The sequence below is a fragment of the Mesorhizobium sp. M2E.F.Ca.ET.209.01.1.1 genome, assembly GCF_004010375.2.
GTDB lineage: Bacteria > Pseudomonadota > Alphaproteobacteria > Rhizobiales > Rhizobiaceae > Mesorhizobium.
In genome coordinates this window covers 167,504-191,750 of sequence record NZ_SADP02000002.1, presented here as the reverse complement: position 1 = coordinate 191,750, position 24,247 = coordinate 167,504, and the positions used below count along the sequence as shown (strand labels likewise).

22 protein-coding genes and 2 pseudogenes are annotated in these 24,247 nt (G+C 61.2%); 12 read left to right on the top strand and 12 right to left on the bottom strand.

Features of this window, described 5'->3' with window-relative positions; translation table 11 throughout:
* The first annotated feature begins 93 nt into the window (after window positions 1-93).
* The 5 genes from EN852_RS04365 to EN852_RS04345 are packed head-to-tail and all read left to right on the top strand — an operon-like array spanning window position 94 to window position 4,832.
* Window positions 94-894 (top strand): ABC transporter ATP-binding protein, encoded by an 801-nt coding sequence (locus tag EN852_RS04365; protein WP_127875626.1) that lies wholly within the window; start codon window positions 94-96, stop codon window positions 892-894.
* Window positions 891-1,658 carry an ABC transporter ATP-binding protein gene (locus tag EN852_RS04360; RefSeq protein ID WP_127875627.1) on the top strand — a complete coding sequence of 256 codons (768 nt, stop codon included), beginning with the start codon at window positions 891-893 and terminating at the stop codon, window positions 1,656-1,658. Before EN852_RS04365 ends, EN852_RS04360 begins: the two co-directional genes overlap by 4 nt.
* The gene (locus EN852_RS04355) at window positions 1,655-2,563 is read left to right on the top strand and encodes a branched-chain amino acid ABC transporter permease (RefSeq protein ID WP_127875628.1); all 909 of its coding nucleotides are present in this window, start codon (window positions 1,655-1,657) and stop codon (window positions 2,561-2,563) included. The genes EN852_RS04360 and EN852_RS04355 overlap by 4 nt, the downstream gene beginning before the upstream one ends.
* On the top strand, window positions 2,560-3,537 hold the full coding sequence (locus tag EN852_RS04350; protein WP_189545710.1) for a branched-chain amino acid ABC transporter permease: 978 nt from the start codon (window positions 2,560-2,562) through the stop codon (window positions 3,535-3,537). The genes EN852_RS04355 and EN852_RS04350 overlap by 4 nt, the downstream gene beginning before the upstream one ends.
* A 5-nt stretch (window positions 3,538-3,542) precedes the next feature.
* Window positions 3,543-4,832, top strand: coding sequence for an FAD-dependent oxidoreductase (locus EN852_RS04345; protein WP_189545708.1), 1,290 nt, complete (start codon window positions 3,543-3,545; stop codon window positions 4,830-4,832).
* A gap of 46 nt (window positions 4,833-4,878) precedes the next feature.
* On the opposite strand, the gene EN852_RS04340 is transcribed toward EN852_RS04345, so the two are convergent.
* Window positions 4,879-5,073 (bottom strand): hypothetical protein, encoded by a 195-nt coding sequence (locus EN852_RS04340; protein ID WP_127875630.1) that lies wholly within the window; start codon window positions 5,071-5,073, stop codon window positions 4,879-4,881.
* On the opposite strand from EN852_RS04340, the gene EN852_RS04335 reads away from it, so the two are divergent.
* Window positions 5,072-6,145, top strand: coding sequence for an ABC transporter ATP-binding protein (locus EN852_RS04335; protein ID WP_127875631.1), 1,074 nt, complete (start codon window positions 5,072-5,074; stop codon window positions 6,143-6,145). The two genes, EN852_RS04340 and EN852_RS04335, sit on opposite strands and share 2 nt — an antisense overlap.
* A 46-nt stretch (window positions 6,146-6,191) precedes the next feature.
* On the opposite strand, the gene EN852_RS04330 is transcribed toward EN852_RS04335, so the two are convergent.
* The 5 genes from EN852_RS04330 to EN852_RS04305 all read right to left on the bottom strand — a co-directional run bounded on the left by EN852_RS04330 (window position 6,192) and on the right by EN852_RS04305 (window position 12,002).
* Window positions 6,192-7,034, bottom strand: a complete 843-nt coding sequence (locus EN852_RS04330; protein WP_127875632.1) for a carbohydrate ABC transporter permease — start codon at window positions 7,032-7,034, stop codon at window positions 6,192-6,194.
* Window positions 7,031-7,915: a sugar ABC transporter permease gene (locus EN852_RS04325; RefSeq protein ID WP_127875633.1), complete on the bottom strand. Its 885-nt coding sequence runs from the start codon at window positions 7,913-7,915 to the stop codon at window positions 7,031-7,033. The genes EN852_RS04330 and EN852_RS04325 overlap by 4 nt, the downstream gene beginning before the upstream one ends.
* Before the next feature lie 59 nt (window positions 7,916-7,974).
* Window positions 7,975-9,249: an extracellular solute-binding protein gene (locus EN852_RS04320; RefSeq protein WP_127875634.1), complete on the bottom strand. Its 1,275-nt coding sequence runs from the start codon at window positions 9,247-9,249 to the stop codon at window positions 7,975-7,977.
* Window positions 9,250-9,363: 114 nt separating this feature from the next.
* On the bottom strand, window positions 9,364-10,869 hold the full coding sequence (locus tag EN852_RS04315; protein WP_127875635.1) for an alpha-N-arabinofuranosidase: 1,506 nt from the start codon (window positions 10,867-10,869) through the stop codon (window positions 9,364-9,366).
* A gap of 206 nt (window positions 10,870-11,075) precedes the next feature.
* Window positions 11,076-12,002 carry a transcriptional regulator gene (locus tag EN852_RS04305; protein ID WP_127866865.1) on the bottom strand — a complete coding sequence of 309 codons (927 nt, stop codon included), beginning with the start codon at window positions 12,000-12,002 and terminating at the stop codon, window positions 11,076-11,078.
* 1,254 nt (window positions 12,003-13,256) lie between these two features.
* Between EN852_RS04305 and EN852_RS04300 the strand changes: the two genes are divergently transcribed.
* The 3 genes from EN852_RS04300 (at window position 13,257) to EN852_RS04290 (ending at window position 15,701) form a co-directional block, all read left to right on the top strand.
* Window positions 13,257-13,481 (top strand): hypothetical protein, encoded by a 225-nt coding sequence (locus tag EN852_RS04300; RefSeq protein ID WP_127866864.1) that lies wholly within the window; start codon window positions 13,257-13,259, stop codon window positions 13,479-13,481.
* Window positions 13,482-13,950: 469 nt separating this feature from the next.
* Entirely contained in the window at window positions 13,951-14,655 is a 705-nt protein-coding gene (locus EN852_RS04295) for a Crp/Fnr family transcriptional regulator (protein ID WP_127875636.1), read from the top strand.
* 395 nt (window positions 14,656-15,050) lie between these two features.
* Window positions 15,051-15,701, top strand: coding sequence for a response regulator transcription factor (locus EN852_RS04290; protein ID WP_246694188.1), 651 nt, complete (start codon window positions 15,051-15,053; stop codon window positions 15,699-15,701).
* A 128-nt stretch (window positions 15,702-15,829) separates the two neighbouring features.
* Here the strand turns inward: EN852_RS04290 and EN852_RS04285 are convergent, their stop codons facing one another.
* Window positions 15,830-16,108, bottom strand: coding sequence for a hypothetical protein (locus EN852_RS04285; RefSeq protein ID WP_189545705.1), 279 nt, complete (start codon window positions 16,106-16,108; stop codon window positions 15,830-15,832).
* A gap of 191 nt (window positions 16,109-16,299) precedes the next feature.
* Window positions 16,300-16,458, bottom strand: a pseudogene (locus EN852_RS04280) (PIG-L family deacetylase); the annotation flags it as partial.
* A 60-nt stretch (window positions 16,459-16,518) separates the two neighbouring features.
* Between EN852_RS04280 and EN852_RS04275 the strand changes: the two are divergent.
* From EN852_RS04275 to EN852_RS04265, 3 genes and pseudogenes are all read left to right on the top strand, one after another.
* The gene (locus EN852_RS04275) at window positions 16,519-16,752 is read left to right on the top strand and encodes a hypothetical protein (RefSeq protein WP_127875638.1); all 234 of its coding nucleotides are present in this window, start codon (window positions 16,519-16,521) and stop codon (window positions 16,750-16,752) included.
* Between the two features lie 122 nt (window positions 16,753-16,874).
* Window positions 16,875-17,414 (top strand): dTDP-4-dehydrorhamnose 3,5-epimerase, encoded by a 540-nt coding sequence (rfbC, locus tag EN852_RS04270; protein WP_127875664.1) that lies wholly within the window; start codon window positions 16,875-16,877, stop codon window positions 17,412-17,414.
* A gap of 392 nt (window positions 17,415-17,806) precedes the next feature.
* Window positions 17,807-18,095, top strand: a pseudogene (locus EN852_RS04265) (AGE family epimerase/isomerase); the annotation flags it as partial.
* Window positions 18,096-19,092: 997 nt separating this feature from the next.
* On the opposite strand, the gene EN852_RS04260 reads toward EN852_RS04265, so the two are convergent.
* From EN852_RS04260 to EN852_RS43125, 4 genes are all read right to left on the bottom strand, one after another.
* Window positions 19,093-20,415 (bottom strand): HlyD family type I secretion periplasmic adaptor subunit, encoded by a 1,323-nt coding sequence (locus EN852_RS04260; RefSeq protein WP_127875639.1) that lies wholly within the window; start codon window positions 20,413-20,415, stop codon window positions 19,093-19,095.
* Window positions 20,412-22,769 carry a peptidase domain-containing ABC transporter gene (locus tag EN852_RS04255; protein WP_246694171.1) on the bottom strand — a complete coding sequence of 786 codons (2,358 nt, stop codon included), beginning with the start codon at window positions 22,767-22,769 and terminating at the stop codon, window positions 20,412-20,414. The genes EN852_RS04260 and EN852_RS04255 overlap by 4 nt, the downstream gene beginning before the upstream one ends.
* Window positions 22,770-22,905: 136 nt before the next feature.
* A complete protein-coding gene (locus EN852_RS04250) occupies window positions 22,906-23,295 on the bottom strand; it encodes a hypothetical protein (RefSeq protein WP_127875640.1) in 390 nt (129 codons plus the stop codon).
* A gap of 92 nt (window positions 23,296-23,387) precedes the next feature.
* On the bottom strand, window positions 23,388-23,510 hold the full coding sequence (locus EN852_RS43125; protein ID WP_281407771.1) for a hypothetical protein: 123 nt from the start codon (window positions 23,508-23,510) through the stop codon (window positions 23,388-23,390).
* Window positions 23,511-24,247: the final 737 nt, after the last annotated feature.

Below are 24,247 nucleotides of genomic sequence, written 5' to 3'. Positions count from 1 at the left end.
CGGAGAAAATTAAAGCTGATTAGCGTGATCAAAGCAAGTGTGATCACATATCAAAATCAGGAAACGAAAAACGCTTCCGGCCCCGAGGGACTGATGGGAGACACAGTGAAACGGCATGGGGCTGAGACCCAGGAGCCGGTGCTGGCGGCAAAAAACGTCGTCAGGCGCTTCGGCGGGCTCGTTGCCGTGAACAATGTCTCGTTCGACGTCCGCCCGGGCGAGATTCTGGGCCTGATCGGCCCGAACGGCGCGGGAAAGACGACAATGTTCGACCTTCTGGCCGGCAGCATTCTGCCATCCAGCGGCGAGATCTATCTGGGCGGTGTGCCCGTTTCCGGCGAGGCTGCGCACCGCCGCATCGGACGTGGCCTCGGCCGCACGTTCCAGATCCCACGGCCGCTGCCCAACCTGACGCTGATCGAGAACGTCATGCTTGCCGCGCAAGGGCAGACCGGCGAACGCCTGCTTGCCAATTTCCTCACGCCGTGGCGGGTCGCCGCCGAAGAGGAGGCCGCCGCGAAGAAGGCCGCGGAGCTGCTGGAGCTCGTCTCGCTGACCCGCCTGGCGCGCGAACCGGCTCGGGTGCTTTCCGGTGGCCAGCGCAAGCTCCTCGAGCTCGCCCGCGTGATGATGGCCGATCCGGCGATCATCCTGCTCGACGAGCCGGCGGCCGGCGTCAACGCCACGCTGCTCGAGGTCATCATCGACCGCATCCGCGACATCAACGAAAGCGGCATCACCTTCCTGTTGATCGAGCACAATATCGACATGGTGACGCGGCTTTGCCACCGCGTGCTGGTGATGGCGAGCGGCGAGCTCTTGTGCGAGGGCACCGCCGACGAGGTGGCGCGGGACCCGCGCGTCATTGAGGCCTATCTCGGGGGCGCGGCATGAACGAAGCCGTGCTTGACGTCAGCGATCTCGAAGCCGGCTACGAGCCTGGCGTGCCGATCGTGCGCGGCGCCTCGATCACCGTCAACAAGGGTGAGATCGTCGTCGTTCTCGGGCCGAACGGCGCCGGCAAATCGAGCCTGATCAAGGCCATCGCCGGCCTTGTCCCGATCAGCCGGGGCAAGGTGATGCTCGATGGCAAGGACATCACCGCGGCGCCCGCCCACACCATGGTCCGCCTCGGCCTTGCCTTCGTGCCGCAGACCGAAAATGTCTTTCCACGGATGTCGGTGGAGGACAATCTGAAGGTCGCCTGCGGCATCCTCGAACGGCGCCAGGCGCCCGCCCGCATCGAAGAAATGTACGCGGCCTTCCCCGACCTTCTGCGCCAGCGGCGAACTCCTGCCGGCAACCTCTCGGGCGGGCAGCGCCAGATGCTTGCGGTGGCGCGGGCGCTGATCGTCCATCCGAAGGTGCTGGTGCTCGACGAGCCCTCGGCCGGACTGTCGCCGAAATTCGTGTCGATGGTGTTCGAGATGCTTTCGGTCATCCGCAAGTCCGGCGTCACCATCCTGCTGGTCGAGCAGAACGCCAAGGCAGCGCTGGCCATCGGCGATCGCGCATACGTGCTGGTCGAGGGCAAGGAGCGGCACGAGGGGGTCGCCTCGACGCTATGGGACGACCCGGTCGTCGCAGAGCTCTATCTCGGCCAGCGCCCGCTCCATAAGGACAGCGCACGGCACACCGAGACGGGAGGCGCGGCATGAGCCTGCAATTCGTCGTCGACGGGCTGCTCACCGGCTCGATGATCGGACTTGGCGCGATCGGCGTGACGCTGACCTATTCCATCCTGCGCTTCTCGAACTTCGCCCATGGCGATTTCATGGCCTGGGGCACCTATGCGACCTTGGCCGTCGTCGGCGCCATTGCCGCCATGTTTGGCAAGGTGGCGCCGATCGCGCCTTTGTCCTTCGGCTGGCCGCTCATCGTCGCGCTGGTCGTCGGCGCGGCGTTTACGGCCCTGCTTGCGCTGCTGCTCGACAAGGTGCTGTTCTCGCGACTGCGCAAGCAGGAGCAGGCGATCATCGCGGTAATGGGAAGTTTTGGCGCCTCGATGGCGCTCAGAAGTCTGCTCGAATTCATCTTCACCTCGCGCCCGACCTATTTCAGCCGCGCCATCCAGATCGCGATGCCGGTCGGCTTCGGCATCCGCATCACGCCTGATCAGATCGCGCTCCTCATTCTGACCGCGGCGCTGGTGCTGGGCGTGCATCTTCTGGCGACACGCACCCAGACCGGCCGCTCCATGCAGGCGATGAGTCAGAACCCGGCGCTTGCCCGCATCGCCGGCATCGACGTCGCCAGCGTCGTGCGCGTAACCTGGGTCATCGGCGCGGCACTGGCCTGCGTCGCCGGCGTGATGATCGGCGTGTTGGTCCAGATCCGTCCACTGATGGGTTTCGACATGCTGTTGCCGATGTTCGCCGCCGCCATACTGGGTGGCATCGGCAGCATTCCGGGCGCGGTGCTGGGTGGCCTGATCATCGGGCTCGCCGAGGCCGGCGCGGTACAGCTGATCGGCGCTGAATGGCGCGCCGCGGTCTCCTTCGTCATCCTGATGGCAGTTCTGGTCGTGCGGCCCATCGGGCTCTTCGGGGTGCGTGAAAGATGATCGATCTGGTGGGCTACGGCGCCTTCTTCCTGACGACGGCATTGATCTTCTCGCTGGTCACGCTGGGCCTCAACCTGCAATGGGGGCTGACCGGGCTGTTCAATGTCGGCCTCGCCGGCTTCGTCGCCATCGGAGCCTACACCTCGGCGCTGCTCACCACGCCTGACGACCCCGCCCGGCTGGGCGGCTTCGGCCTGCCGATCCTCATCGGCTGGCTGGGGGCGATGTTTGTTGGCGGGGTTGCCGCCGCACTGACCGGCATCGCCACCTTGCGGCTCAGATCGGATTATCTGGCGATCACCACTTTCGGTGTCGCGGTCGTCGTGCAACTGGTCGCGCTCAACGCGCAGAAGCTGACCGGCGGCCCGTTCGGCATCGGCTTCATCCCGCGACCCTTCGGCGGCCTCGCCGAAACGCCGCTGCTCTTCAACCTGTCGAACCTGGCCATTGTCTCGGCGGTGACGCTCGCCGCATATCTGGCGCTCGAACATCTGACGCGCAGTCCGTGGGGCCGCGTCCTGAAAGCGCTGCGCGAAGATGAGCGCGCCGCGATCTCGCTCGGCAAGAGCGCGCGTTTCTATCGCGTCCAGGCCTTTGCCGTCGGCGGCGCGATCATGGCGCTTGCCGGCGCGCTGCAGGCGCATTTCATCGGCTTCATCGCTCCCGACAACTACCTGTCGATCCTCACCTTTCAGGTCTGGGTGATGCTGATCGTCGGCGGCTCCGGGAGCAACGCCGGCGCCATTGCGGGCAGCGTACTGGTCTGGGCGATATGGGCGGGCTCGGGCGCGCTCACAAGCGTGCTCTTCGCGCCGGAACAGCAGGCGCGAGCCGCATCCCTGCAGATCGTCGCCATCGGCGTCATGCTGTGCGTTATTCTGCTGGTCAGGCCGAACGGCATATTCGGTGAGCGGCCACGGCGGGCGCGTTTCGGCAAGCGGACGAAGGCCACAGCCAGCGAAAGCGGATCCTGAACGCAATGGCGCGGCAAGAAGCGCTTTCCCTGTGGCACGCGGTCAGCCGCGACCACCGCCTCCGACCAACGCTGGAAGATAGCCTCGATGTCGATCTTGCCGTCGTCGGCGGCGGCTTTGCCGGCCTGTCGACCGCACTTCATGCCGCCGGCAAAGGCCTTTCGGTGGCTGTGCTCGAAGCAGAGATCATTGCCTGGGGCGCCACGGGCCGCAACGCGGGCTTCGTCGTGCCAAATTTCGCCAAGATGGATCCGGACGCCATAGTGGCCCATCTCGGCGCCGAGCGCGGCGAGCGGCTGATCGGGGTCGCCGCTGGCAGTGCCGACCTCGTGTTCAACCTGATCGAGCGGCATGGCATCACCTGCGACGCCGTCCAGGACGGCTGGATACAAGCGGCGCACTCATCGGCTGCTCTCGAAAAAATCCGATCCCGCGCCGGGCAATGGGCGGAGCGCGGCAGGCCGGCGGTGATGCTGGACAGCCAGCAGACCGAGGCGCTGACCGGCGCGCGAGGCTATGCGGGCAGCTGGATGGACCGCTCAGGCGGCGTGCTCAATCCGGTCGCATTCGCGCGCGGACTGGCCGATGCGGCCGAAACCGCCGGCGCGCAGATTTTCGAGCACACGCGTGTCACATCGATCGACCGTTCGTCCGACGGCTGGACAGTGACGACGCCGTCGGGTTCGTTGCGTGCCGGCAAGGTGCTGATCGCCACCAACGCCTATGGCGGAGCGCTCAACCCGACACTGCAGCGCACCTATTTTCCGCTAAGAGTTTTCCAGATCGCGACGGCGCCGCTACCGTCGAAGACGCGTGAGCGCCTGCTGCCCGGCGGTCAGGGTTTTTCCGACACCAGACGCAATCTCTTCACCTTCCGCTTCGATGCGCAGAACCGGCTGATCAGCGGCGGCATGCATGTGGTGAGCGCGGGCGCCGAGAGGCGCGTGCCGCGGGCAATCTGGCGGCGGCTGGCGAAGCGCCTGGAACTGCCCGACCTGCCTCCGCTTGAGCATAGCTGGTCGGGGATCGCCGCCGTCGAACCGGATTTCCTGCCGCATCTGATCGACCTCGGCCCAGGTCTGATGGCGGCCCGTGCCTGCAATGGACGCGGCATCGCCATGACCACGGCCATGGGCAAGGTGCTGGCCGACTGGGCCGCCGGGACAGAAGGGCGCGACCTGCCGCTGCCATTCGCGCCGCCGGCGCCGATCCCCTTTCACGGCCTGCTGCGCTACGCGCCCAACATGCTGCTGCCTTGGAGCATGCTGCGGGACCGGCTCGATCGCACCGGTTAGGACAGTTTCGGATCAGAAGACTCTGGATTGTGTTTCGCAGCCAAATTCAACCATTCCTCATCTCGAATGATGGACCGCTGACAGTTTCAAGGGATAGCGGAGGGATGCCCTGAGCCTTCACCGCCTCGATGATGGTTACGAGTATCCGGGCGCCGGCACCGCGCTCGTTGTGCCGTAGCTCCACATTCCTTGACATCGGGTATTTATCCGAAATTATGCAGGAAAGGAGGATCGCAAGCATGACGGGAATCGCGCTATCGGGCGTATCAAAGCACTTTGGCGCGGTCCAGGTGATCCGCGACGTGAGCCTGGACATTGAGCCAGGAGAGCTGGTCGTGTTTCTCGGTCCGTCCGGTTCTGGCAAGACGACGCTGCTGCGGATGATCGCTGGCCTCGAAAGCATTGACGAGGGCACGCTGACGATCGACGGGGTGCGCTCGGAAAACCTTGCGCCGGGCAGGCGCAACGTTGCGATGGTGTTCCAGAACTATGCGCTTTACCCGCATATGACGGTGGCGGAGAACATGGCCTTCGGGCTAAGGAACATTCGGGTCGCGCCGGATGTCATACGCCAACGGATCGCCGAGGCTGCGCGTGTCTTGGAGATCGAAGCGCTGCTCCACCGGCGGCCGTCGCAGCTCTCCGGCGGGCAGCGACAGCGCGTGGCCATCGGGCGGGCGATCGTCAAGGAGCCCAAGGCATTCCTGTTCGACGAGCCACTCTCCAACCTTGACGCGGCGCTTCGAGCCCGTACACGCGTCGAGCTCGCCGAATTGCATCACCGTTTGAAGTCGACGATGATCTACGTCACCCACGACCAGGTGGAAGCAATGACGCTCGCCGACCGTATTGTGATTCTCAATGATTGCCGGATAGAACAGATGGGAAGACCCGACGAGGTTTATGCACGTCCGGCGTCGCGATTCGTCGCGACCTTCGTCGGGTCTCCGGCGATGAACATTCTACCTGTTACGGTTTCGGGCTCAGGCGACAGGCTCAATGCGCGCTTGACCGATGGATCGCTCGTCGGACTTTCTGGCGCGCGGGTCAACATGGATTGGCGCGAACTCGGCGTGCGGCCGGAATCGCTGACTGTCGTCTCCGAGGGCAATGAAACATCCGCCACGGCCACCGTTGTGGAGCGCCTTGGCGAGCGAACGCTTGTCTATGCGCGGCTCGCGGATGGGACGCAGGTTACGGCACAGGATCGCGCGCTTTCGAGCATCAAACCTGGCGACGTCGTTCGGCTGAAGTTCGACACCGACGCCCTGCATCTCTTCGCCGCTGACGGATCGACCTGGCACGCGCGCTGAGGGGGCCTGAACCGATCAGGCTGAATCCGGTTCTGCGCGACGTGTTTTAACCCTTGATGCCTGCCGAGAGCGTTATTGCTTCGGTTACTCGGCGCTGGAAGAAGAGGTAGGCCAGTGCCACCGGAAGGCCGGCCAGTACAGCTGCCGACAATTGGCGCGCGTAGTAGACACCGAAGGCGTCGTTGACCTGCGTGATGCCGACGGTGATCGTCATCATCTCGGTGCGGGTCACCGAAAGGAACGGCCACAGAAAAGCGTTCCACGTCCAGATGAAGCAGACGATCGACAGCGCCGTCGTTACCCCCCAGTTCATCGGCATGTAGATCTTGAAGAGGATCCCGAATTCGGACGCATTGTCCATGACCGCGGCCTCCCGGAAGTCCTTCGGGACCTGATCGAAGAACTGCTTGTACACGATGATAATGACGGGGTGGATAAGCTGCGGCAACATGATTCCGGCCCAGCTGTTGATCAGGCCAAGGTTGGCCACCAGCACGAAATGATTGATGATAAGCGCTGAGATCGGCACCATGAAGGAGGCAAGGATCAGCCACCATAGCGCGATCCGCCCCGGGAACCGTAGCTGCGAGATCGCGTAGCCGCACAGCATCGAGATGAAGATGGTGATGACCGTTACGCCGATCGCGACCGCCACCGAGTTGACGTACCAGGCGCCGATCTGCGTGGTGGTCACGGCGCTGATGTAGTTCTCCAGCGTCGGCGTCTGGGGCCAGAGTTCGATGTACGGCCGAACGACCTCGTCGTCTGGCTTGAGCGATGAAATCACACCCCAGTAGAGAGGGAACGCCCAGAGGACGGCCCAGACGAGCGTCAGCGCCGTGATGATCCCGCTCCAAAAGTTCCAGCGTTGCGCAGCCATGGCGTTCATCGGCGCCGCCTTTCGGCGAACCGGAGCAGCTGGAATTGCAGGACCGAGACGACGACCACAAGCACGAAGAGGGTGACGGCGACGGCCGCCGCCCTGCCTCCCTGGTTCTGCTGGAAGGCTTTCTGGAAGACGTAGTAGACGAGCACCATGTTGTCGTTCGGCCGGCCGCCGATCGAGAACAGATAGACCTGGTCGAAGATCTTGAGCTGCAGGATCAGTTGGATGGTGAACACCAGCGAGGTGACCGGCCACAGCAGCGGCCAGGTGATACGCCGGAACGTGGTCCATCGCGTCGAGTTGTCGAGCGCCGCGGCTTCGTAGATCTCCGCTGGTATGGACCGCAGTCCGGCGAGGAAGAGGAGGATCGAGAAGCCCGCGGTCCACCAGATCGTCACTCCGGCCACAGCCGGCAAGAACCAGACGCGCGACTTGAAGACCGGCACGCGCGGGATGCCCAGCCAGTCCAGCACATGCATCGCGATCCCGAACTGGAAGTTCAGCGTCCAGTCCCAGATCAGATAAACCACCGACACCGGCAGGATATAGGGCAGGAAGAAAAGCGCCAGAACGATTGACTGGAAGCGGCCCTTGAGGCGCGACACGCCTAGAGCGATCAACAGCGCGATGAGCGTCCCGGGGACGACCGTCATCAGCACGAAGTAAGCGGTGTTCCAAAGCGCTCGCCGGAACATCGGGTCGTTGTCAAGGCGCAGGTAGTTGTCGAGACCAACCCACTGGCCCGCGCCGATCAGGGGCGCATCGGTGAAGGAGATCCGGAACATCTGAACCGTCGGATAGACGAACGCCAGCAGGTAGATCGCCAGGAAGGGAGCGACCAGCACCAGCGCGACAAGACGTTCAGTGCGGGAGTTGCGAAGCATGGTTTTTCCTCAAACAGGCTGGGACCGTTCCGGGCGGGATTGTCCCAGCCTTTGAGTTTCTACATGCCGTTCAGCTCTTCCTTGATGGATTTCACCGCGTCGACCGGGTCCATCTCTCCGTTGAGGGTCGGCACGAAATAATTGGACATGATGTCGAAGATCGGCCCGGCGACACCGGCCTTGGTCGACTTCGGGTCGAAGATCATGTTGGCCGTCAGCGTCGAGTAGGTCGCATTGGGCTCCATTGCCTTGTATTCGGCCGTTTCAGTGACTGCCTTGTAGGCCGGGATGTGGCCTGCCGTGGCCCAGAACAGCGAGTGCTTGTCCATCCATGAGATCACCTCGAGGACGGCGGCACGCTTTTGCGGACTGATCTCCTTGCCCTTGTTCTTCGGGATTGCGAACGAGTGGCTGTCCGCATAGGTGCATGGCTTATCGAAGATCACCGGGATCTCGACGGCGCCCCAGTCGAACAGCTTGCCCTGCTTGGCCAGGTCGGTCATCGTGGGAACCTCCCAGACGCCGTTGATCATCATTGCGGCCTTGCCCGAGGTGAAGAGAGCGACGGTTGCGGGATAGTCCGTGTAGGTCGACTGCAGCCCTGCCTTCGTCCACCCTTGCAGAACCGCAAGCGCCTTCTCCAGCTTTTCGGGATTGTCGCCGGCGAGGAACTCGTTGCCCGTCAGAAGCTCGCCGCCTTGCTGGCACACCAGCGAATAAATGGTGCGGTACATGAAGTTGCCGTCGGCGGTGACGCTGCCCAGCGGGAACTCTACGCCGGCATCCTTCAACTTCTTGAGTGTCGCGGTGAATTCCTCCTTGTTCTTCATGCCCATGGGACGGCCGTCCGCGCCGAGCACGCCTGCCTTCTTCAGGAGGTCGCGATTGTAGTAAAGGACGATTGGATGGGTATCGAGCGGCACTGCGTATTGCTTGCCGTCGACCGTCACGGCGTCCATCGTCGTCTTGCTGAAGTCCGAGGCCGAGAGGCCCATCTTGCTCATGTCGTCGGCGGTGATTTCTTCGAGAATGTCCTGGCTCACCGCCAAGGGGATGCGGCTGGCGTGATAGGTCATGACGTCTGGCGCCTCACCGACCCCGGCCGAGGTCTGCACCTTCGCGTAGAAGGGCGTTCCCCACTCCAGCGTCGTGGCGTCGATCTTGATCTTGCCGGCGTGGGCGGTGTTGAAGTCGGCGATCATCTGCTTCATGCGCACACCGTCGCCGCCACCGAGGAAATCCCACCATATGACGGTTTCTTCGGCCTGAGCCGCGACGGCCCAGAATCCTCCGGCCGCAACCACCGCAACGGCCATCATCCTGCGAAAGTTCATCTCAGCTTCCTCCCGAGCACGGCGGTTAGATCCGCCTTGAACGTTTCAATGCTACACCAAACCCATCCGCCCGCAACGGATTTTACGGTATATATCTGACAATCGGATATTAAATCAGAGCGTCACACGCACCATCGAGTAGGAGTGCGGCGGCAAGTTCAGTGTCATTCCCCTGCCGCTGAGCGCTGCCCCGTTGCCTTTGGCCGGCGATACGTTGTCCGGCGCGTCTTTCGTGTTGCAGGCCTCGAGATCGTCGTGACGGATAATCGTATGCTCGATGGACTTGGCGGCGAACCGCTCGAGGGCGATTTCGGCCTCTATCGTCTCGGATCCATGTCGGTTGATGGCGAAGAAGGTCAGCGTGCCGGCGTTCGAATCGTGCACGCCTGCAATGTCGAGCCACGGCACCTTGTCGGCCGCGGCTGCGTCATAGGTGGGTACCTCGACCGCGAGTTGCAGCGCGGTGCCGCGGCCGTGCCTGGAGGCCAGCATGAAAGGCCAGTAGATCGTCTGCCGCCAGGCGCTGCCGCCGGGATCGGTCATGATAGGCGCGATAACGTTCACCAACTGCGCGATGCAGGCGATGCGAACAATATCCGACCGTCGGATGAAGGTGTTGATGATGCAGCCAACCTGCAGCACGTCCTCGAAATTGTAGATGTCTTCGAGAAGCCTAGGCGCTTCCGGCCAGTCCCAGCCACGCATGCGCTCGGCGTCCTGCTTGCGCTGATGGTACCAGACGTTCCACTCGTCGAAGGAGATCTTCACGTCCCGCTTCGAGCGGGTCTTGGCCTTCACGTAGTCGATGATGCCGGAGACCGTGCCGATGTAGCGGTCGAGCTTGGCTGGAAGAGCGAGATATTCGGCCGTATTCTTCTCGTAGTTCTCGAAATACATGTGGAGGGAGATGTAGTCGACCTGCTCGTAAGTCGCTTCCAGCACGGTTGCTTCCCACTGCGGATAGGTCGGCATATTGGAGTGCGACGAGCCGCAGACGACCAGTTCCACCGTCGGGTCGAGGCCGCGCAGCGCCTTGGCGGTCTCGTTGGCGAGATGGCCGTATTCGCTCGCCGATTTGTGGCCGACCTGCCAGGGGCCGTCCATTTCATTGCCGAGACACCAGAGGCGGCAGTTCCAGGGTTGCGCGCGTCCATTCTTGGCCCTGAGGTCGGACCAGTAGCTGCCGCCCGGGTGGTTGACGTATTCAACGAAGGCCCGCGCCTCGTCGAGGCCGCGGGAACCGAGATTGACCGCAAGCATCATCTGGGTGCCGGCCTTTTCGGCCCAGTCGGCGAATTCGTGGATTCCAACCAGGTTCGGCTCCGTGGTGCGCCAGGCAAGATCGAGCCGCCGCGGGCGGTTCTCCTTTGGGCCTATGCCGTCTTCCCAATTGTAGGCCGACACGAAGTTGCCACCCGGGTAGCGGCAGATCGGAGTGTCGAGCGCGCGCACCAACTCGATCACGTCCTTGCGCATCCCCTGTGCGTCCGCTCGCGGATGTCCGGGCTCATAGATGCCCGTATAGATCGCCCGGCCAAGATGCTCGAGAAAGGAGCCGTAAAGACGTTTGTCGATATCCGCGACGGCATAGGCGGCGTTCGCCGTGACTCTGGCCCTCATGATCCCTCCCACTGCGGATTGTCAATCTGACTTTCCGGTCTATATCCGGGTCTCTGGATCAGTTAATGGCGGAGTTCGTTCGCCCGTCAAGGGCCTAATGCATGTCGCCCAGAAGTGTGCGCGGTTCTGGGACAACGACATGCATCACAACAAGGACTTAAAGCGCGTCGCCTGAATCCGGTTCAGCGCGACGCTTTAAGATGCCCTCAAGCCTTCAGCAGGCGCAGAACGATGTCTTTGCTGTAGTTGCCGAAGCCGCTGCCGAAGATATTTATGCCGCCGGGGTGACGCGCATCTTCCTTCACGCCGATTCGTATCCGGATCGAGCGGTGCCGCCCGAGCTCCAGATCAGCCAGCGAGCATTTGGAAACCTTCTCATTGTTGCGATAGGTGCCATTGTTCGTGACGCGCCAGTGTGCGAGGTCACCATATTGCGATCCGGCCAGCTTCCACCAGCCGGGCGTATGCTTGCCGCGCTTGTCCCCATAGTCGGCTGGCGCCGTCCAGGTATCTATCTCGTGTCCGTTGATCGCTACCGTGATGTCTGATGGCCAATCCTTCGACGTGCCCGGCACCTCCGACGAAAGCTCCATCGCCAGTTCCAACCCGCCGACTTTGGCATTGGCAAGCGTCGCATTGTTGGGAAACTGGTATTCGACGAAGCCGCGCGTGAACCACAGCAGCCCTGCCCGCATACGGTCAGGATCAAGGAAGGTGTCGGGCACATCGAGAAGTCCGATGACGCCGTCCTTTGAACACAGGCCGCAGGGAGCGGAGACTTCGCATCTCGTATAGAGTCCAAGCGGCATCGCCACTTCTATGACGCCGAGATCCTGCGCCGGGGCGCGGTCCTTGAAGACGACAACCAACTCAGAGAAGGTCGAATAGCAAACCTTCTGGCTTCCCTTGCGCGCCTTCTGTGATTTCGTCTCGATCAAACCGACATCGACAAGAACCTGGATGTTGGCGGAAATCGTCGATTGCGGCAGCCCCAGTTCTTCGGCCACCTGATTGACGTTTTTCGGCCCCTTGCGGTGCAGCAGATCGAGAATCCGGACCCGGACCTCGCTCGCGAGGCTCTTCAACAAGTCGAGCCGCTCAAGCGGATCGACAACCATGATTTCATTCGACATATCGCCCCGCACTCGTCACACGGCGTTATGTATCAGCAGATCAGATACAAATAAAGACGGTGGCATTATGATTGACCCCGAAGCTGGTTTGTCTTTCGTGGCGACTTCGTCATTCTGTGGTTGACCAGCACGGCCACTACGGCGGCGCGTCGTCCGCATTGACCGGTCTGGAGCATGCCTGGCAGTCAGCATGCCCATGCACTTGGCAAAAGCGTCGCGGAACTTCTCATGCGCCGTTTGAAAGGTGAAATGCGCACCTCAGAACGGCTCGTCTTGCCCACAGGGATTATTGAGCGCGTATGCGTTGGTCCGCCTGATGATCACGATGAGCGTTAGGTCCTCATGCTCAGCCGATCAAGACTTCCCCAATCCTTATGTTTGAGCGGAGTTGGGATGAAGCGGGCTTCAGCGCAGCGCGCATTCGACGCCGTTAGCCCTGAGCAGCCCACCGTAAGTCAACAAAATCAAAGTGATGCGCGGAGGTTCGCTACCTCCGGCTGCTTCGCCAACCCGTTTCTTTCGTATTCTCTCGTATGATCTGGCGAACCCAAATCCAACATCATAGCGAACGTTGTTCTGGGTCATGGCGGCTACGAACACGATCTGCATCGCTCGCAGATTGCCTGTCGCCTAATCGAGATAGCCGGCGAAAGAAGCGACGCCAGCAGGCCGATAATCAACAGGCCGCGGCAAAAAATGAGCGCCAATGGAGCGGCCTTTCGCGCAAAGTTGTCAACTCGACGCCGCAAAGCCTCCAGAGGCGGTTCCGGTTGTCTCACCCAGAGGTGATGCCTCAGATTGTATACTTCGGCAGACGAGCGTTCCAGACAAGTGCTCCAAAGGAAGTAGCCGATCCTCCGGCAGCGGTAGGATGACGGCAAGCCCCCTTCCGAAGGACTTTGTGGAGGATCGCCCCCGCGGTACCCAATAGAGCTTAATGAGGACGGGTGTACTGACGGCCTCGCTCCGATGTAAGCTCGATTCCTGACTCGGGTCGGCCCTCTGGATGCCAGTGCTGAATGTGCTTGCAAAATCCGGGAGCAACTAACCGAAAAAACCGAACGCGTTGGTTTTGTCCGTCAATGAAGGCCGCGGCGCAAGTGATCTGCCTCATCGCTTGCGCAGGTGCGGCGATCCCCGGGATAGGTCCCCACCCGTGCGTGGCTGAACTAATCGAGGGCGATCACAATCGCGCATTCGTAATTCTGGCCCAGGCGGGGGATTGGTTGGCGTTCCAGCACAAGGAGGAGCGATATGACTAAGCATGCTACGCGAGGAACGCTGGGGCACAAGGAGATAAAACAGCTCAAGGAAGTTTACGACCGGGCCCGAGCCGTTCAAGCCAAGTGCTCGGAGTCACACATCGCGAGCAGAGCCGCAAAAACGCTGATCGATGCGTTCGAAGCCGAAAACGACCCCGAAGATACGGAAGTCGATCCTCAATGGCTGAGTAAGGCCGCCCCCCGGGGGAACGCCTGAAGGCCGAACGTCATCATGCGCGCGCAAAGGCAGCGTATGAAATGAACCCATTCCTTTGTGTCTCGCATTCTCAGGCCTTGCGGACAAATCCGGTAGCGACCTTCAACAAACGGCCGACAACCGCTTGCACGCGAAAGTGCGGAGATAAATCCCGCCTATAGCGTTTCACCGTTTCACGGAAACGGCGAACCGCTCTATCCCTTTGTTTTTAGCAATTCCGGACGGAAAACCGCTCACATTTTTCCTGGAATTGCTCTTAGCCTGAACAGCCCACGCGATTCTTCGGGGAGGACGTCGGCGTTCAATTTCTTGGGCGCCCGAAACGGAACTTCGACTCGTTGCAGCATTGAGGAGAAACTTCTGTCGATTTCAATCATAATGGGACTTCTCTGTGAGCCGGCTCACATCTGGCTTTCAAAAGTTAATTATTGTAGGCTGTGGTGGATTTGGAGAAACTCGGGCGGTCTCCATGCAAACGCTGTCGCAGTACCCAGCGCCGCGTCCCCTTGGGGGGACGCCATCACAGGCTATATGGGGCATCAATAATATCCTCGGGATTGCCGCAAGACCCTACAAACCCCATTCGATCTTATGCCGTCAGGATGACGAAGACGACACGATATTCATTATCAAGTCGGGCTGGACGTTACTTTATCGCGGACTGCCCGACGGAGATCGTCAGATCATCGACACGCCTCTTCAAGGCGACATTGTCGGCTTCCGTTCCGTGCCCGGACCTCGCTTCGCTTCGCTAGCCGCTATAACCGACGCTGCTGTCTACCCAATACCAAGGAAGGCCCTGACTGATCTCATCTTGTCGGAAGGAAGTTTCGGCAGGAAGATCGCCCGCTCCCTGGCGCGGACAAACGCCATTGTTGCCGAGCATCTTGTGAACGTCGGGCGGCGCAATGCCATGAGCCGGACCGCTCATTTCCTGCTAGAGCTGGAGGAAAGACTCACCAAAGTCGGCCTTTCGGCCGAGGGGGGATATGATTGTCCACTAACCCAGAATGAGCTGGCAGACATTCTTGGCATGACCCCCGTTCACGTGAACCGGACATTGCGCGAGCTCCGCACGGCCGAACTCGTCTCGTTCAAAACCGGCCACGTGGAGATGCTCAACCGCAAGAACCTTATCAAACTGGCGGGGTTCGAAAAGGAATATCTCAGCTAGATTGATCGTTCAGGACCGTGATCGCTTCCGGCGTCAGGCGACAAATACTGGGCGTGTCCGCGAACAAGTGCCGGGTTGCCGCCCGCTTCCCCTTTTATTCAAATTTACCAAAAATTAACCTAAGTTAGCGACCCCTAATAATTCAGCCTTAGACTGGGGTTGGCGGGTCCTTGTCGGGGTAGGCAGGACCGCTTTGGGGAATGAACGATCCAGCCTAAGACGGCGCGGGATTTTTTCCAACTCGTGAAATAAGAGGGATGGCGGCCGCCGGAACGCGGCACGTGTGCAAAAGGGTGGGTAATATGAGTTCTTCAGCAGGACTACCTAATTACGCGTCTTCAAGTCAGCCAAGTGTTCCGAGCAACGGAACAGCTCCTGACAAGGAATGCCTTCTCATACTGGACGGTCGGGCCTTGGACCGAGAATGTCTAGCGTCGGCCCTGGTAGATCACAAACTGGGCATGGCGGTCGCCGCCATGGGCTCTATCGAAGAATGGCGCATAAAGAAGAGTTCGGCACCGCCGCTGGTCGCCATACTCTTCAACCTCGGCGGCCGGAAGGTCACTGATCACCCCACGGCAGAAGAGATCAGGCGCATATCATCTGAGTTCCAGTCGGTTCCCGTGGTTCTCCTGGCCGACAATGAAGACCTTGCGCAGATACTGGCAGCTCTCGAATGCGGCGCACGAGGCTACATTCCGACCTCGGTCGGCATCGATGTATGCGTCGAGGCGATCAACCTTGCAGCGGCCGGCGGCATCTTTGTGCCGGCAAGCAGCGTTCTTTCCATGCGGCATCTGATCGGCTCGGACAACCGCGACACGCAGCCCTTGTCGAGGTTGTTCACGATGAGGCAAACCGAGGTCGCCCAGGCGCTCCGGCGTGGGAAGGCGAACAAGATAATCGCCTACGAACTGAACCTGCGTGAGAGCACCGTGAAGGTGCACATCCGGAACATCATGAAGAAGCTGAAGGCGACCAATCGCACGGAAGTCGCCTATAAGGTCAACGATCTCTTCACGGAAGGGACTCCGGCCGAGAAGTGAACCAAACGATTTCCGTTCCAGCGATTTCCGCGCAGATCAGATCATGCTGGCCTCTCGCTGGAGCGGAATCTTCCGCACCCCACAAGCGAGGCTGAGACCTTGGACGGCGCCGCCGCCGGGTCCGCCTATCAATCCGAAGAGCGGATTAGGTCAGGAAAGGTGTGCTGACCCACCCAACTTACGGCTTCCTCGATCGTATCAAAATTCTTATGCAGTCCGCTCAGCAGTCCGAAACCTGTCTCGAGGAACCATTTGCCTTTCGTTGAATAGGCTTCCTCATCGATCTGGGTGAGGATTGCGACCAGCTGGCCGAACTTCCAGACCAGAACACCGGATTCTCCGCCCGCGACCGTTGCGATTCGAGCTTCGTCGAGCGAAAATCCAGGAGCAAATGCGGCTTGGCTCACCTTGAAGAGTCCCCTCCGAACTCGACACGCACGGCAAGAAATGCGTCTGGCTTGAATAGGGTCTTTTTTGTCCGTCTTTGCTGCAAACGTCGTCCTAATTGGGACGACGGTAAGGTTGTTAGCAGATCGCCGGGTACGTTCAAGGCCCTTTCGCTCGTCATCCACCGTTGGTTTTTCTGGTGGGCGTTCCGCTAAAAAATTCTGGCTTTTCGGAGCGTGAAGGCCTCCGCGAAATGCTCCGGTGCCCGGCATTCCATACAGCGCAACCTGGCAAGCCCGAAGAAGGTCTCGCGGTCGAACCAGTCCTTGGAGCGCTGCGTCCCGAAGTGCTCGCTGAGAAGCCCGTCGACCGGCGTGTGGCGCAGATGCGATCCGCGGAGCCGGCAGCCGACCGGCCGGCGCCTCATGTCATGATCGCGGACGACTTCGATCGCCCGAATGTTCCTTCCTGCTCCGGCCCGATGGAATTGAAGAAGGAAACGCGGTGGCCTGACTATGAACCTGCGCCTGCCGCGTCTCCCCAGTTGGATAAAAACAACTTAGATGACTGGTTGCAGATTTCGACTTGCCAATCCGTTGGGCGCCCTAAGCCTTATGGAGAAACCGCGCGGGCCATCGCCCTGGCCAACCCATCGAAGGGGTAGTGCGATTGGTCAGGCGTACCGCGATCGGAGGTTCCGATAAGGCTTTGGTAGCTCTTCCAGCCCAGGCACGCGCTATCGACAATCCGATCGGCTGTCTTTGCCACCTCGAAGCCAAGGTCGACATGCGATTCACAGAGACGAAGCTGAGCGGTGTCTGGCTGATCGAGCCAACGCCCATTGTCGACGACCGCGGCTCCTTCACGCGCCTGTTCTGCGAAAAGGAGATGGCCGATTGCGGGCTTGCAACACGCTTTGTCCAGCACAGCCGGTCACATTCGGTCAAAAGAGGCACGTTGCGCGGTTTGCATTATCAACAGGAGCCATACGCGGAGGTGAAGCTGGTTTCCTGTGTCCGCGGCGCGATCTTCGACGTCGTGGTCGACCTGCGCCCGAGCTCGCCGACACACCACAATTGGCTCGCCTTCGAGCTCACTCCCGAGAATATGAGTCAGGTCTACATCCCTGCCGGATTCGCCCATGGGCTTCAGACCCTCACGAATGATGCCGAAGTCTCCTACTTGATGTCTCAGTTCTACACGCCGCATGCATCGACGGGCCTGCGCTACAACGACCCTGCCTTCTCGATAAACTGGCCTTTGATGCCGACCGCGATGTCGGAAAGGGACTTAAACTGGCCGCTGCTGAAGAACCTGCGTTCCTAGTGCGGTTCACCGTTTCACGTAAACAGTAACCCGCCCTAACTCTTGTTTCTACGCAATTCCCGGCGCAAAACCGTTCCCACATTTCCTAGAATTGCTCGCCGCGACGGCTGCGCTTGTAGGCCGGGGCCGCGGCGTCGCCCACGCAGGACATCACCACCGTGGTCGACGAGGCCACCCGCTCCTGGCAACCTGCTCGCCTCCCGAGGCAAAGGTGCAGGGGCGGTAGAGGTCGCTGTCATAGCCGCAGAGCGCATGCCCCGCACGCAGCAGCATCGGCACCATCACCGAGCCGATATAGCCTTGATGGCCGGTTTCTGGTGACCATTCCTGCGTGCTGCTCGCGCTTGCCCATGCGCCAATGCGCTCATCGGGACGCTTTGCGGCTCCCGAAGCAATGTGAGGCGATCAAGGCTGCCGCCGCCTTGGACGGAATTCGCGGGCCCGGACCCGAAAGCCGAGATCGAAGCTCGCGTCGCCCGCCTCTTCAGATGGCATATCGATCCGGCGCCGGTCGGCTTGTGGATCGAAAGATCGGTGGCGACCGAAGTTCCTGCAAGCATCTTCTATCATCTGCTGACCGCGTTGATGCAGTATCTGGAAAAGATCGGCGGACAGATCGAACCGTTCCGACCGCCCGTTTCGGAAACGGGCAAGTTCTCGGCCAGACGCGTCTACGCGTGATACGGCCAATCCGTCGCACTTGGCTGCCTGCACGCTATTGTCTCCGCATTTGTCGCGGACTGTACCCGTGGACTTCGGTCCAGAGCGCGTTGCTCCGATCTCGCAAACCCAGCCTCACAGCGACGACCGCTCAGTGTCGTTCAGCCGCAGTCGACTGGGTGGCTAACGCTTCTGGAGCATCCCCTTTTTGCTGAATCAGCAACTCCCGGAACAGGAGTATCCTGTTGTTCCAGCCGGTGCCGCCAACACGCCGGTTAGGCCCAGCGGCGATCCAAGTCACACCCATGCTTGCTGGGCCGCCCGAGACATACAGGCAGCCATTCAAATCTGACCATCGCTCGCCCGCTGGCACGCACAAGATCGGCGCTGATCACCGCCTCGTCATTTTAGCCTTAACTAATTGTAGACCACGCTGTCCTATTCTGAGACAGCGCGGGGCCACCCGCCCGCGCAGGCGGCTTCGGCACGTATAGCACACCCCGCGCCACGGTCGAAGCCGCCACCTTCTGTATACTAGCAATGGTTGAATCAACCGTTACCGAGCACCGTTAATGGTGTATTTTGTAGTCCGTTAAAGATTGAGCCCAGGCACGACTGCGACTCAAGGCAAGGCGCCCAGGTCTGGCGCTGCTCTGCCATTATCGCCTGATTGGTGAACTCAAATCTGAGTTGTATGATTTGAGTCCCGTCGAAATCCCGGACTGTGGAAACTAGGTTGCGGTAGTTAGTGGGTGGTGGGCCAGCCACTAGTTTGCGAACCATCTCGAGCGCTCGTTCCTTCGCCGTTTCGGGTCCAAGTAGCAGGCCCCGCGTGCATCGTAATAGACATCTCCAGTGTCGCAGAGATCGAAGAAAAATCTGGGCATTTCGTCTTTTAACCCCGGATGGCAAAAAGTTAACCTCAATATTGACCCAGGGTCGCGTCTTTCTCCCACGGGCGACGGCAGCGCGCGCCAATTCGACTCGGGCGGACGTCGGTTCGCGTTAGCTTCGTGACTCAGGGTTCGCGGATGCTTTCGTCGAGACCACGCAGGAGCGGATAGAGGATATATGACAAGATCGTGCGATCGCCGGCCTTGATCTCCGCGGTCACTGCCATGCCCGGGATCAAGCGGAAACTGCGCGGCACATCACGCAGGTCGATCGCGGTCAACTCCACCCGTGCCTTGTAGTAAGGACGCTGCTGCCCACCATTCTTCGGATCCGGCGTGAAGGTGTCATCCGAGACGGTTCGAACCTTGCCGGACAGGGTACCGTGCTTCTGGAAGGGCCACGCCTCGAGTTTCAGGCGAACTTCACTGCCGGGCTCGACGTGTCCGACATCGAGCCCCTCGACAGAGACTTCCGCCTCCAACGGAGAGCCTAGAGGAACGAGGGTGTAGAGCGGCTCAGCTTCTTTCACGACCGAGCCAACAGAGCGCTGCGCCACTTCGAGCACGATCGCGTCGGCGGGTGCGGTTAGCACCGTGACAGCCTTCCGCCGCACCGCCTTGTCGAGGTCCCGGGCCGCGGCATCGTGATCGCGGCGCGCTTGGACCAGTTCCTCGGCGGTCTTCTGGCGGAACTCTGCGAGGTAAGCCGCTTCCTCGGCCTTCAAGCGTTCCACATTCTCCTCGAGCTCAGCCATGTTGTTGCCCGCAAGCAGCATTTCCTGCTCGACCTGCAGCCGCTGACCCTTGGCAGACAGATAGTCGACCTTCGAGCCAACCTCCCTCTTCAGCAGAACGTCGCGCATCGTCTCAAGATCCTTCGCCACGCCAAGGCGTACCTCCAATGCCTCCCGATCGGCGCTCTTGGTCGCCATCTGGGCTTGAACATTACGGATCTGCCGATCGTAAGAAGCCAGCTTAGCCTTGTTCTCCTCGATCCTCCGGATCCATATCGTCGACTGCAGGCGCGCTTCGTCATCCAGGTTCTGGGGCTTGTACGGGCGGTCGTCGAGTTCGGCCTCGAGCCGCTCGATTTGCGCGGCGAGGCTCGCGACCTTTCCCCGCAATTGGTCGGCATCGGCTTCACTGAAAGTGGCGTCGAGGGTCGCCAATGCGTCACCTTTCCGCACGATGCCGCCAACCTTGGCGTCGATGCTGCGCACGGTCGAGATCTCGAGTGGCTGCACCACAATCGTCGAGGCCGTCGTCACCAGCTTGCCTGGTGCGACCACGATCTGGTCGACCTTGGCCACCGACGCCCAGATGCCTGCGACCATGATGAGCGCGACAAGTACGTACAGCGTGGCCCCCACGACCCAGGGCACGCGTCGCTCGTCGATCTTGCGAGCGTCGCTTTGAAAGTCTCTCACCGCTGGAAGGAGCGTGCTCATCGGGCAAGATGCCTGTTCTGCTGGTTCCACAGCTGTCGGTAAGTCATGCAGCGGGACAGAAGTTCGCCATGTTTCCCGTGATCGACGATCCGGCCGCGATCGAGCACGACAATGGCGTCCGCTGCGACGAGCGAGGACAGACGGTGCGAAACCATGACCACGGTTCGCCCCTCGGCAATGCGGGCAAGGTTTGCCTGGACGATCGCCTCGCTCTCGGGATCAAGCGCGGAGGTCGCCTCGTCCAGGATGAGGATGCGCGGTTGGCGCAGCAAGGCACGGGCGATCGATAGGCGCTGCTGCTGGCCGCCCGACAGGTTGGTGCCGCCCTCCTCGAGCAAGGTGTCGTAGCCCTGCGGCAGAAGCTTGATGAACTCGTCGGCGCCCGCCATCGTCGCGGCGTCGACGATCTCCTCCAGGGTCGCATCCGGCTTGGTCGCCCCGATGTTCTCGCGTACGGTGCCACGGAACAGAAAGCACTGCTGCATCACGACGCCGACGTTGCTGCGCAAATGCGGGAGGTCTAGCTCGCGAATTTCATGACCGTCGACCCGTACCGAGCCGTGCTGGATCGGGTACGTGCCGCGCATCAGCCGCGTCAATGTCGACTTGCCCGAGCCGCTGCGCCCGACGATGCCGAATACCGAACCGGCCGGGATGGTCAGCGACACGTCGTTCAGGGCCGGCGGAGCGCTTTCGCTGTAGCGGAAGATCACATGTTCGAACTCGACGGTGCCCACGATCGGCGGGCGCAGGCCGCGCACATTCGATGGCCGCTCGGGACTGCGGTTCATGATGTTGCCGAGCATTCGCACCGAGAGTCCGGCCTCCTGGTAGCCTTGCACCAACCCCACGATCTGTGAGAGCGGCGTGGTGACCCGCCCCGACAGCATGTTGAACGCGATCAGCGCGCCGACTGTTATCTGTCTGTCGAAGACCAGCAGGGCGCCGAAGCCGACGACCGCGACCGTCAGCAGCTTTTCGAGGAGCCCGATCACCGCCTGCGCCGAGGTCGAAATCCGCCCGACGTCGAACCGCGACTCGGCGGCCTGGGCGCAGAGGGCGTCCCAGTCGCGCTGGCGCAAGGGCTCGGTCGCCAAGCCCTTGACCGTTTCCATGCCGTGGATGGTCTCGACGAGATAGGCCTGACGCTGCCCTTCGGCCTCGTAAAGGACGCGCAACTTGCGGCGGTAGAGCGGGATCAGCCCGCCGATCACACAAGCGGTGAGGGCGGAAAAGCCGAGCACCATTGTGGCGAGGCGACCGCTGTAGAGGAACAGCAGCGGCACGATGACCAGCAACGAGGTGGCGTCGAGCAACGTCAGGAAGAGGCGGCCAGTCAGAAATTCCCGGATCTTCTCGACCTGCTGCATGTGCTTGGTGATGACGCCGGCCGAGGCGCGCTCGAAGAAATCGATCGGCAAGGACAGCAGGCGCGCGAAGGTGCGGATCGAGGTGCGCACATCGATCCGCGCCGAGGCGTAGACCAGCAGGATACGCCGCAGATAGTTGAAAATCGCGTCGAACACGACCGCGGCGCTGACCCCTATGGCGAGCACTGCGAGCGTCGTATAGGCTTGGTGCACGAGCACCTTGTCGACGGTGATCTGGATAAAGATCGGCAGGGCAAGCGCCAGTACTTGCAGCGCGACCGCCGCGACCGCGATGTCGCGGAACATCGCCCCATTGCGGACGACTTCCGGGAGGAACCAGGTAAAGCCGAAGGGCCGGCTTTCATCCGTCAGCGCGAATGAGCGACGCAGCAGCAGGAGTTCGCCGGTCCACTTCCTGCAGAACGTCGCCTGGTCGAGGGGCAATACCGCCAGGCGGTCGGCGAGGGGGTCGAGGACCCCGACCTTGTTCTCGTTGTATCCGAGCAGGATGACGCTGTTGCCGTTTGTCAGCCGGGCCATCGCCGGATAGGCCTCGCCGAGGCGTTGGAGATCATTCCAGCCGACCTTCAATTTGCGGCTGCGCATGCCGCTGCTGCGGGCGATCTTCGGCAGCAGCCGGTCGATGTCGTCGTCCGGCCTCAGGGCAAAGTCGTGCTTGATGCGCTCGGGGGAAAGATCGATGCCGTAATGCCGCCCGATGGCGACAAGGCACTGCAGTGCTGTTTCGACTGGAGATCCTTCCACGGTACCGCGCAGATTGTCAGCCTTGGCGGCGCGGAGGGTGGAGGAGCGCGTTCGGGTCATCCAGGTGAGGACGAGCCATACCAGCAGCGTAGACAGCAGGAACTGAACCGGGGGGCTCGGCCTGTGGAGCCACTCGGCGATCGGCCCGTGCCCGGCGGCAACGACAGTGGCGAGCGCATCGGACAACCAGCTATTCAGTTTGCCGTAGAGATCGTTCATAGCTCTCGCTCCGCGGCGTGCTGGCTGGTCGGCGCGTGAACGGGCGCCGTGACGTTAACGGGGCTGGGCGTGCTTGCGCCGCGCCATGAAAGGCGGAGAGCAGCTCTGTTCGGCATGAGGCACTGACGCATTTTGGCTATTGCTCGTCGCTAAAATTTGGCGACTTCGGCAGCTGCAGCGCCGCGGGCGTTGCCGCGGCAGGCCATGCCTGTTGCGGCATCAGCCTTACTAACGTCGCTCCAGTTCCTCCCATTTCCTCCCCCGCTGGCGGGGGAGACGTGGGCTGGAAGCCCGGCTCGGCTACCGGCGATGGCTGGAGTGACCGGATCACGCCCGCTTTCTCGAGCTGTTCGCGCATGCCGTTCTGCGCCTGCAGCATTTGAGAAAAGGCCTGCAGGCTGGTGATCAGCCGCTGCGTCACGCGCGGCTCGGAGCCCGACAGCGAGACCAGCTCGATACGGATCATGCCGTGCTTCAACGAGATCTCGCCAAACGCGTCGACAAAGGTTTCCGGTACCGCGTCCATTGCCCACCCCCCAGTTCTACGAGCAGGGCGGCCCGGGCGAGTGCCCGGCCGCGGAGAGTCCACCGTCAGGCGAGAGTGATCGAGAACGGGTCCTACTTGGTGTCGTTATCGCCATCGGTGAGAGTCGCCGTCAGGTTCATGGTGAGCGGTTGCGGCACGAACGCCTGCAGGACGCTGAACTGGATCACCGGGACCTTGATAGTGCCATTGGCCACAACCACAACAGCAGCAAATTGAACATGCCGCCTTTGTTGGTCGACATCCGACCCACCCGGTCTACATTGTCGCCGACCCTAATATAGATTTAGCTAATTTTTGTGCATAAATCCATAGCTGTTGCTACGCCCGAGGATGTGCCTGCAGGTACTTCTTTTGGAGGAGCGATGCTTGTAATTCGCGTGCCCAGGGCTTTTAGATGCGTTGCCTGAATTACGTCTGCCACGCTCTTTGCAAGCTGCGTGGGTGGTCGGGTTCACGTAGGGAACAATGTGCAATCGCCGACCGCGACGGTCGCTCGTTCGGATGACGTCACCGTTCGACATACAGTCGAATTCATGCTCAGCCGGTCCAACCATTGCTGGATCTTCAAGCGCGCGGCTTGGGTCTTACGATTTGCATCGCAGTTCACGGCCGGCCGGACGAGGCCGCCGGCTTGAATAGCCGGGTGGAGTTGCGAGGCGTTGCGGCATACCCCGACAACTGCTTGTGCAGGGTTTTCCCGACTGTGCAGGACAGAGCATCGGGGGCTGCACAAACGCTGCTAAAGGCAGTGCAGGACCTGCAGAGTTTGCAGAGGTTCAAAAATTACAGCTGCAATAATGACTTGGTCGGCTGATGACAGTTTCGGAAACCCCCGTCCAATTGCCATACCTCCTTTGGTGGATGCACGCTGCCTTTAAACCGGCTCGGATAAGGATTAAACTTATCAACCGCGTGGCTTCAATCCCGAGGG

Coding starts and splice junctions, on each gene's coding strand:
- EN852_RS04365 (WP_127875626.1), top strand. CDS start 94: ATGGGAGACACAGTGAAACGGCATGGGGCTGAGACCCAGGAGCCGGTG.
- EN852_RS04360 (WP_127875627.1), top strand. CDS start 891: ATGAACGAAGCCGTGCTTGACGTCAGCGATCTCGAAGCCGGCTACGAG.
- EN852_RS04355 (WP_127875628.1), top strand. CDS start 1,655: ATGAGCCTGCAATTCGTCGTCGACGGGCTGCTCACCGGCTCGATGATC.
- EN852_RS04350 (WP_189545710.1), top strand. CDS start 2,560: ATGATCGATCTGGTGGGCTACGGCGCCTTCTTCCTGACGACGGCATTG.
- EN852_RS04345 (WP_189545708.1), top strand. CDS start 3,543: ATGGCGCGGCAAGAAGCGCTTTCCCTGTGGCACGCGGTCAGCCGCGAC.
- EN852_RS04335 (WP_127875631.1), top strand. CDS start 5,072: ATGACGGGAATCGCGCTATCGGGCGTATCAAAGCACTTTGGCGCGGTC.
- EN852_RS04340 (WP_127875630.1), bottom strand. CDS start 5,073: ATGCTTGCGATCCTCCTTTCCTGCATAATTTCGGATAAATACCCGATG.
- EN852_RS04330 (WP_127875632.1), bottom strand. CDS start 7,034: ATGAACGCCATGGCTGCGCAACGCTGGAACTTTTGGAGCGGGATCATC.
- EN852_RS04325 (WP_127875633.1), bottom strand. CDS start 7,915: ATGCTTCGCAACTCCCGCACTGAACGTCTTGTCGCGCTGGTGCTGGTC.
- EN852_RS04320 (WP_127875634.1), bottom strand. CDS start 9,249: ATGAACTTTCGCAGGATGATGGCCGTTGCGGTGGTTGCGGCCGGAGGA.
- EN852_RS04315 (WP_127875635.1), bottom strand. CDS start 10,869: ATGAGGGCCAGAGTCACGGCGAACGCCGCCTATGCCGTCGCGGATATC.
- EN852_RS04305 (WP_127866865.1), bottom strand. CDS start 12,002: ATGTCGAATGAAATCATGGTTGTCGATCCGCTTGAGCGGCTCGACTTG.
- EN852_RS04300 (WP_127866864.1), top strand. CDS start 13,257: ATGACTAAGCATGCTACGCGAGGAACGCTGGGGCACAAGGAGATAAAA.
- EN852_RS04295 (WP_127875636.1), top strand. CDS start 13,951: ATGCAAACGCTGTCGCAGTACCCAGCGCCGCGTCCCCTTGGGGGGACG.
- EN852_RS04275 (WP_127875638.1), top strand. CDS start 16,519: ATGATCGCGGACGACTTCGATCGCCCGAATGTTCCTTCCTGCTCCGGC.
- rfbC (WP_127875664.1), top strand. CDS start 16,875: ATGCGATTCACAGAGACGAAGCTGAGCGGTGTCTGGCTGATCGAGCCA.
- EN852_RS04260 (WP_127875639.1), bottom strand. CDS start 20,415: ATGAGCACGCTCCTTCCAGCGGTGAGAGACTTTCAAAGCGACGCTCGC.
- EN852_RS04255 (WP_246694171.1), bottom strand. CDS start 22,769: ATGAACGATCTCTACGGCAAACTGAATAGCTGGTTGTCCGATGCGCTC.
- EN852_RS04250 (WP_127875640.1), bottom strand. CDS start 23,295: ATGGACGCGGTACCGGAAACCTTTGTCGACGCGTTTGGCGAGATCTCG.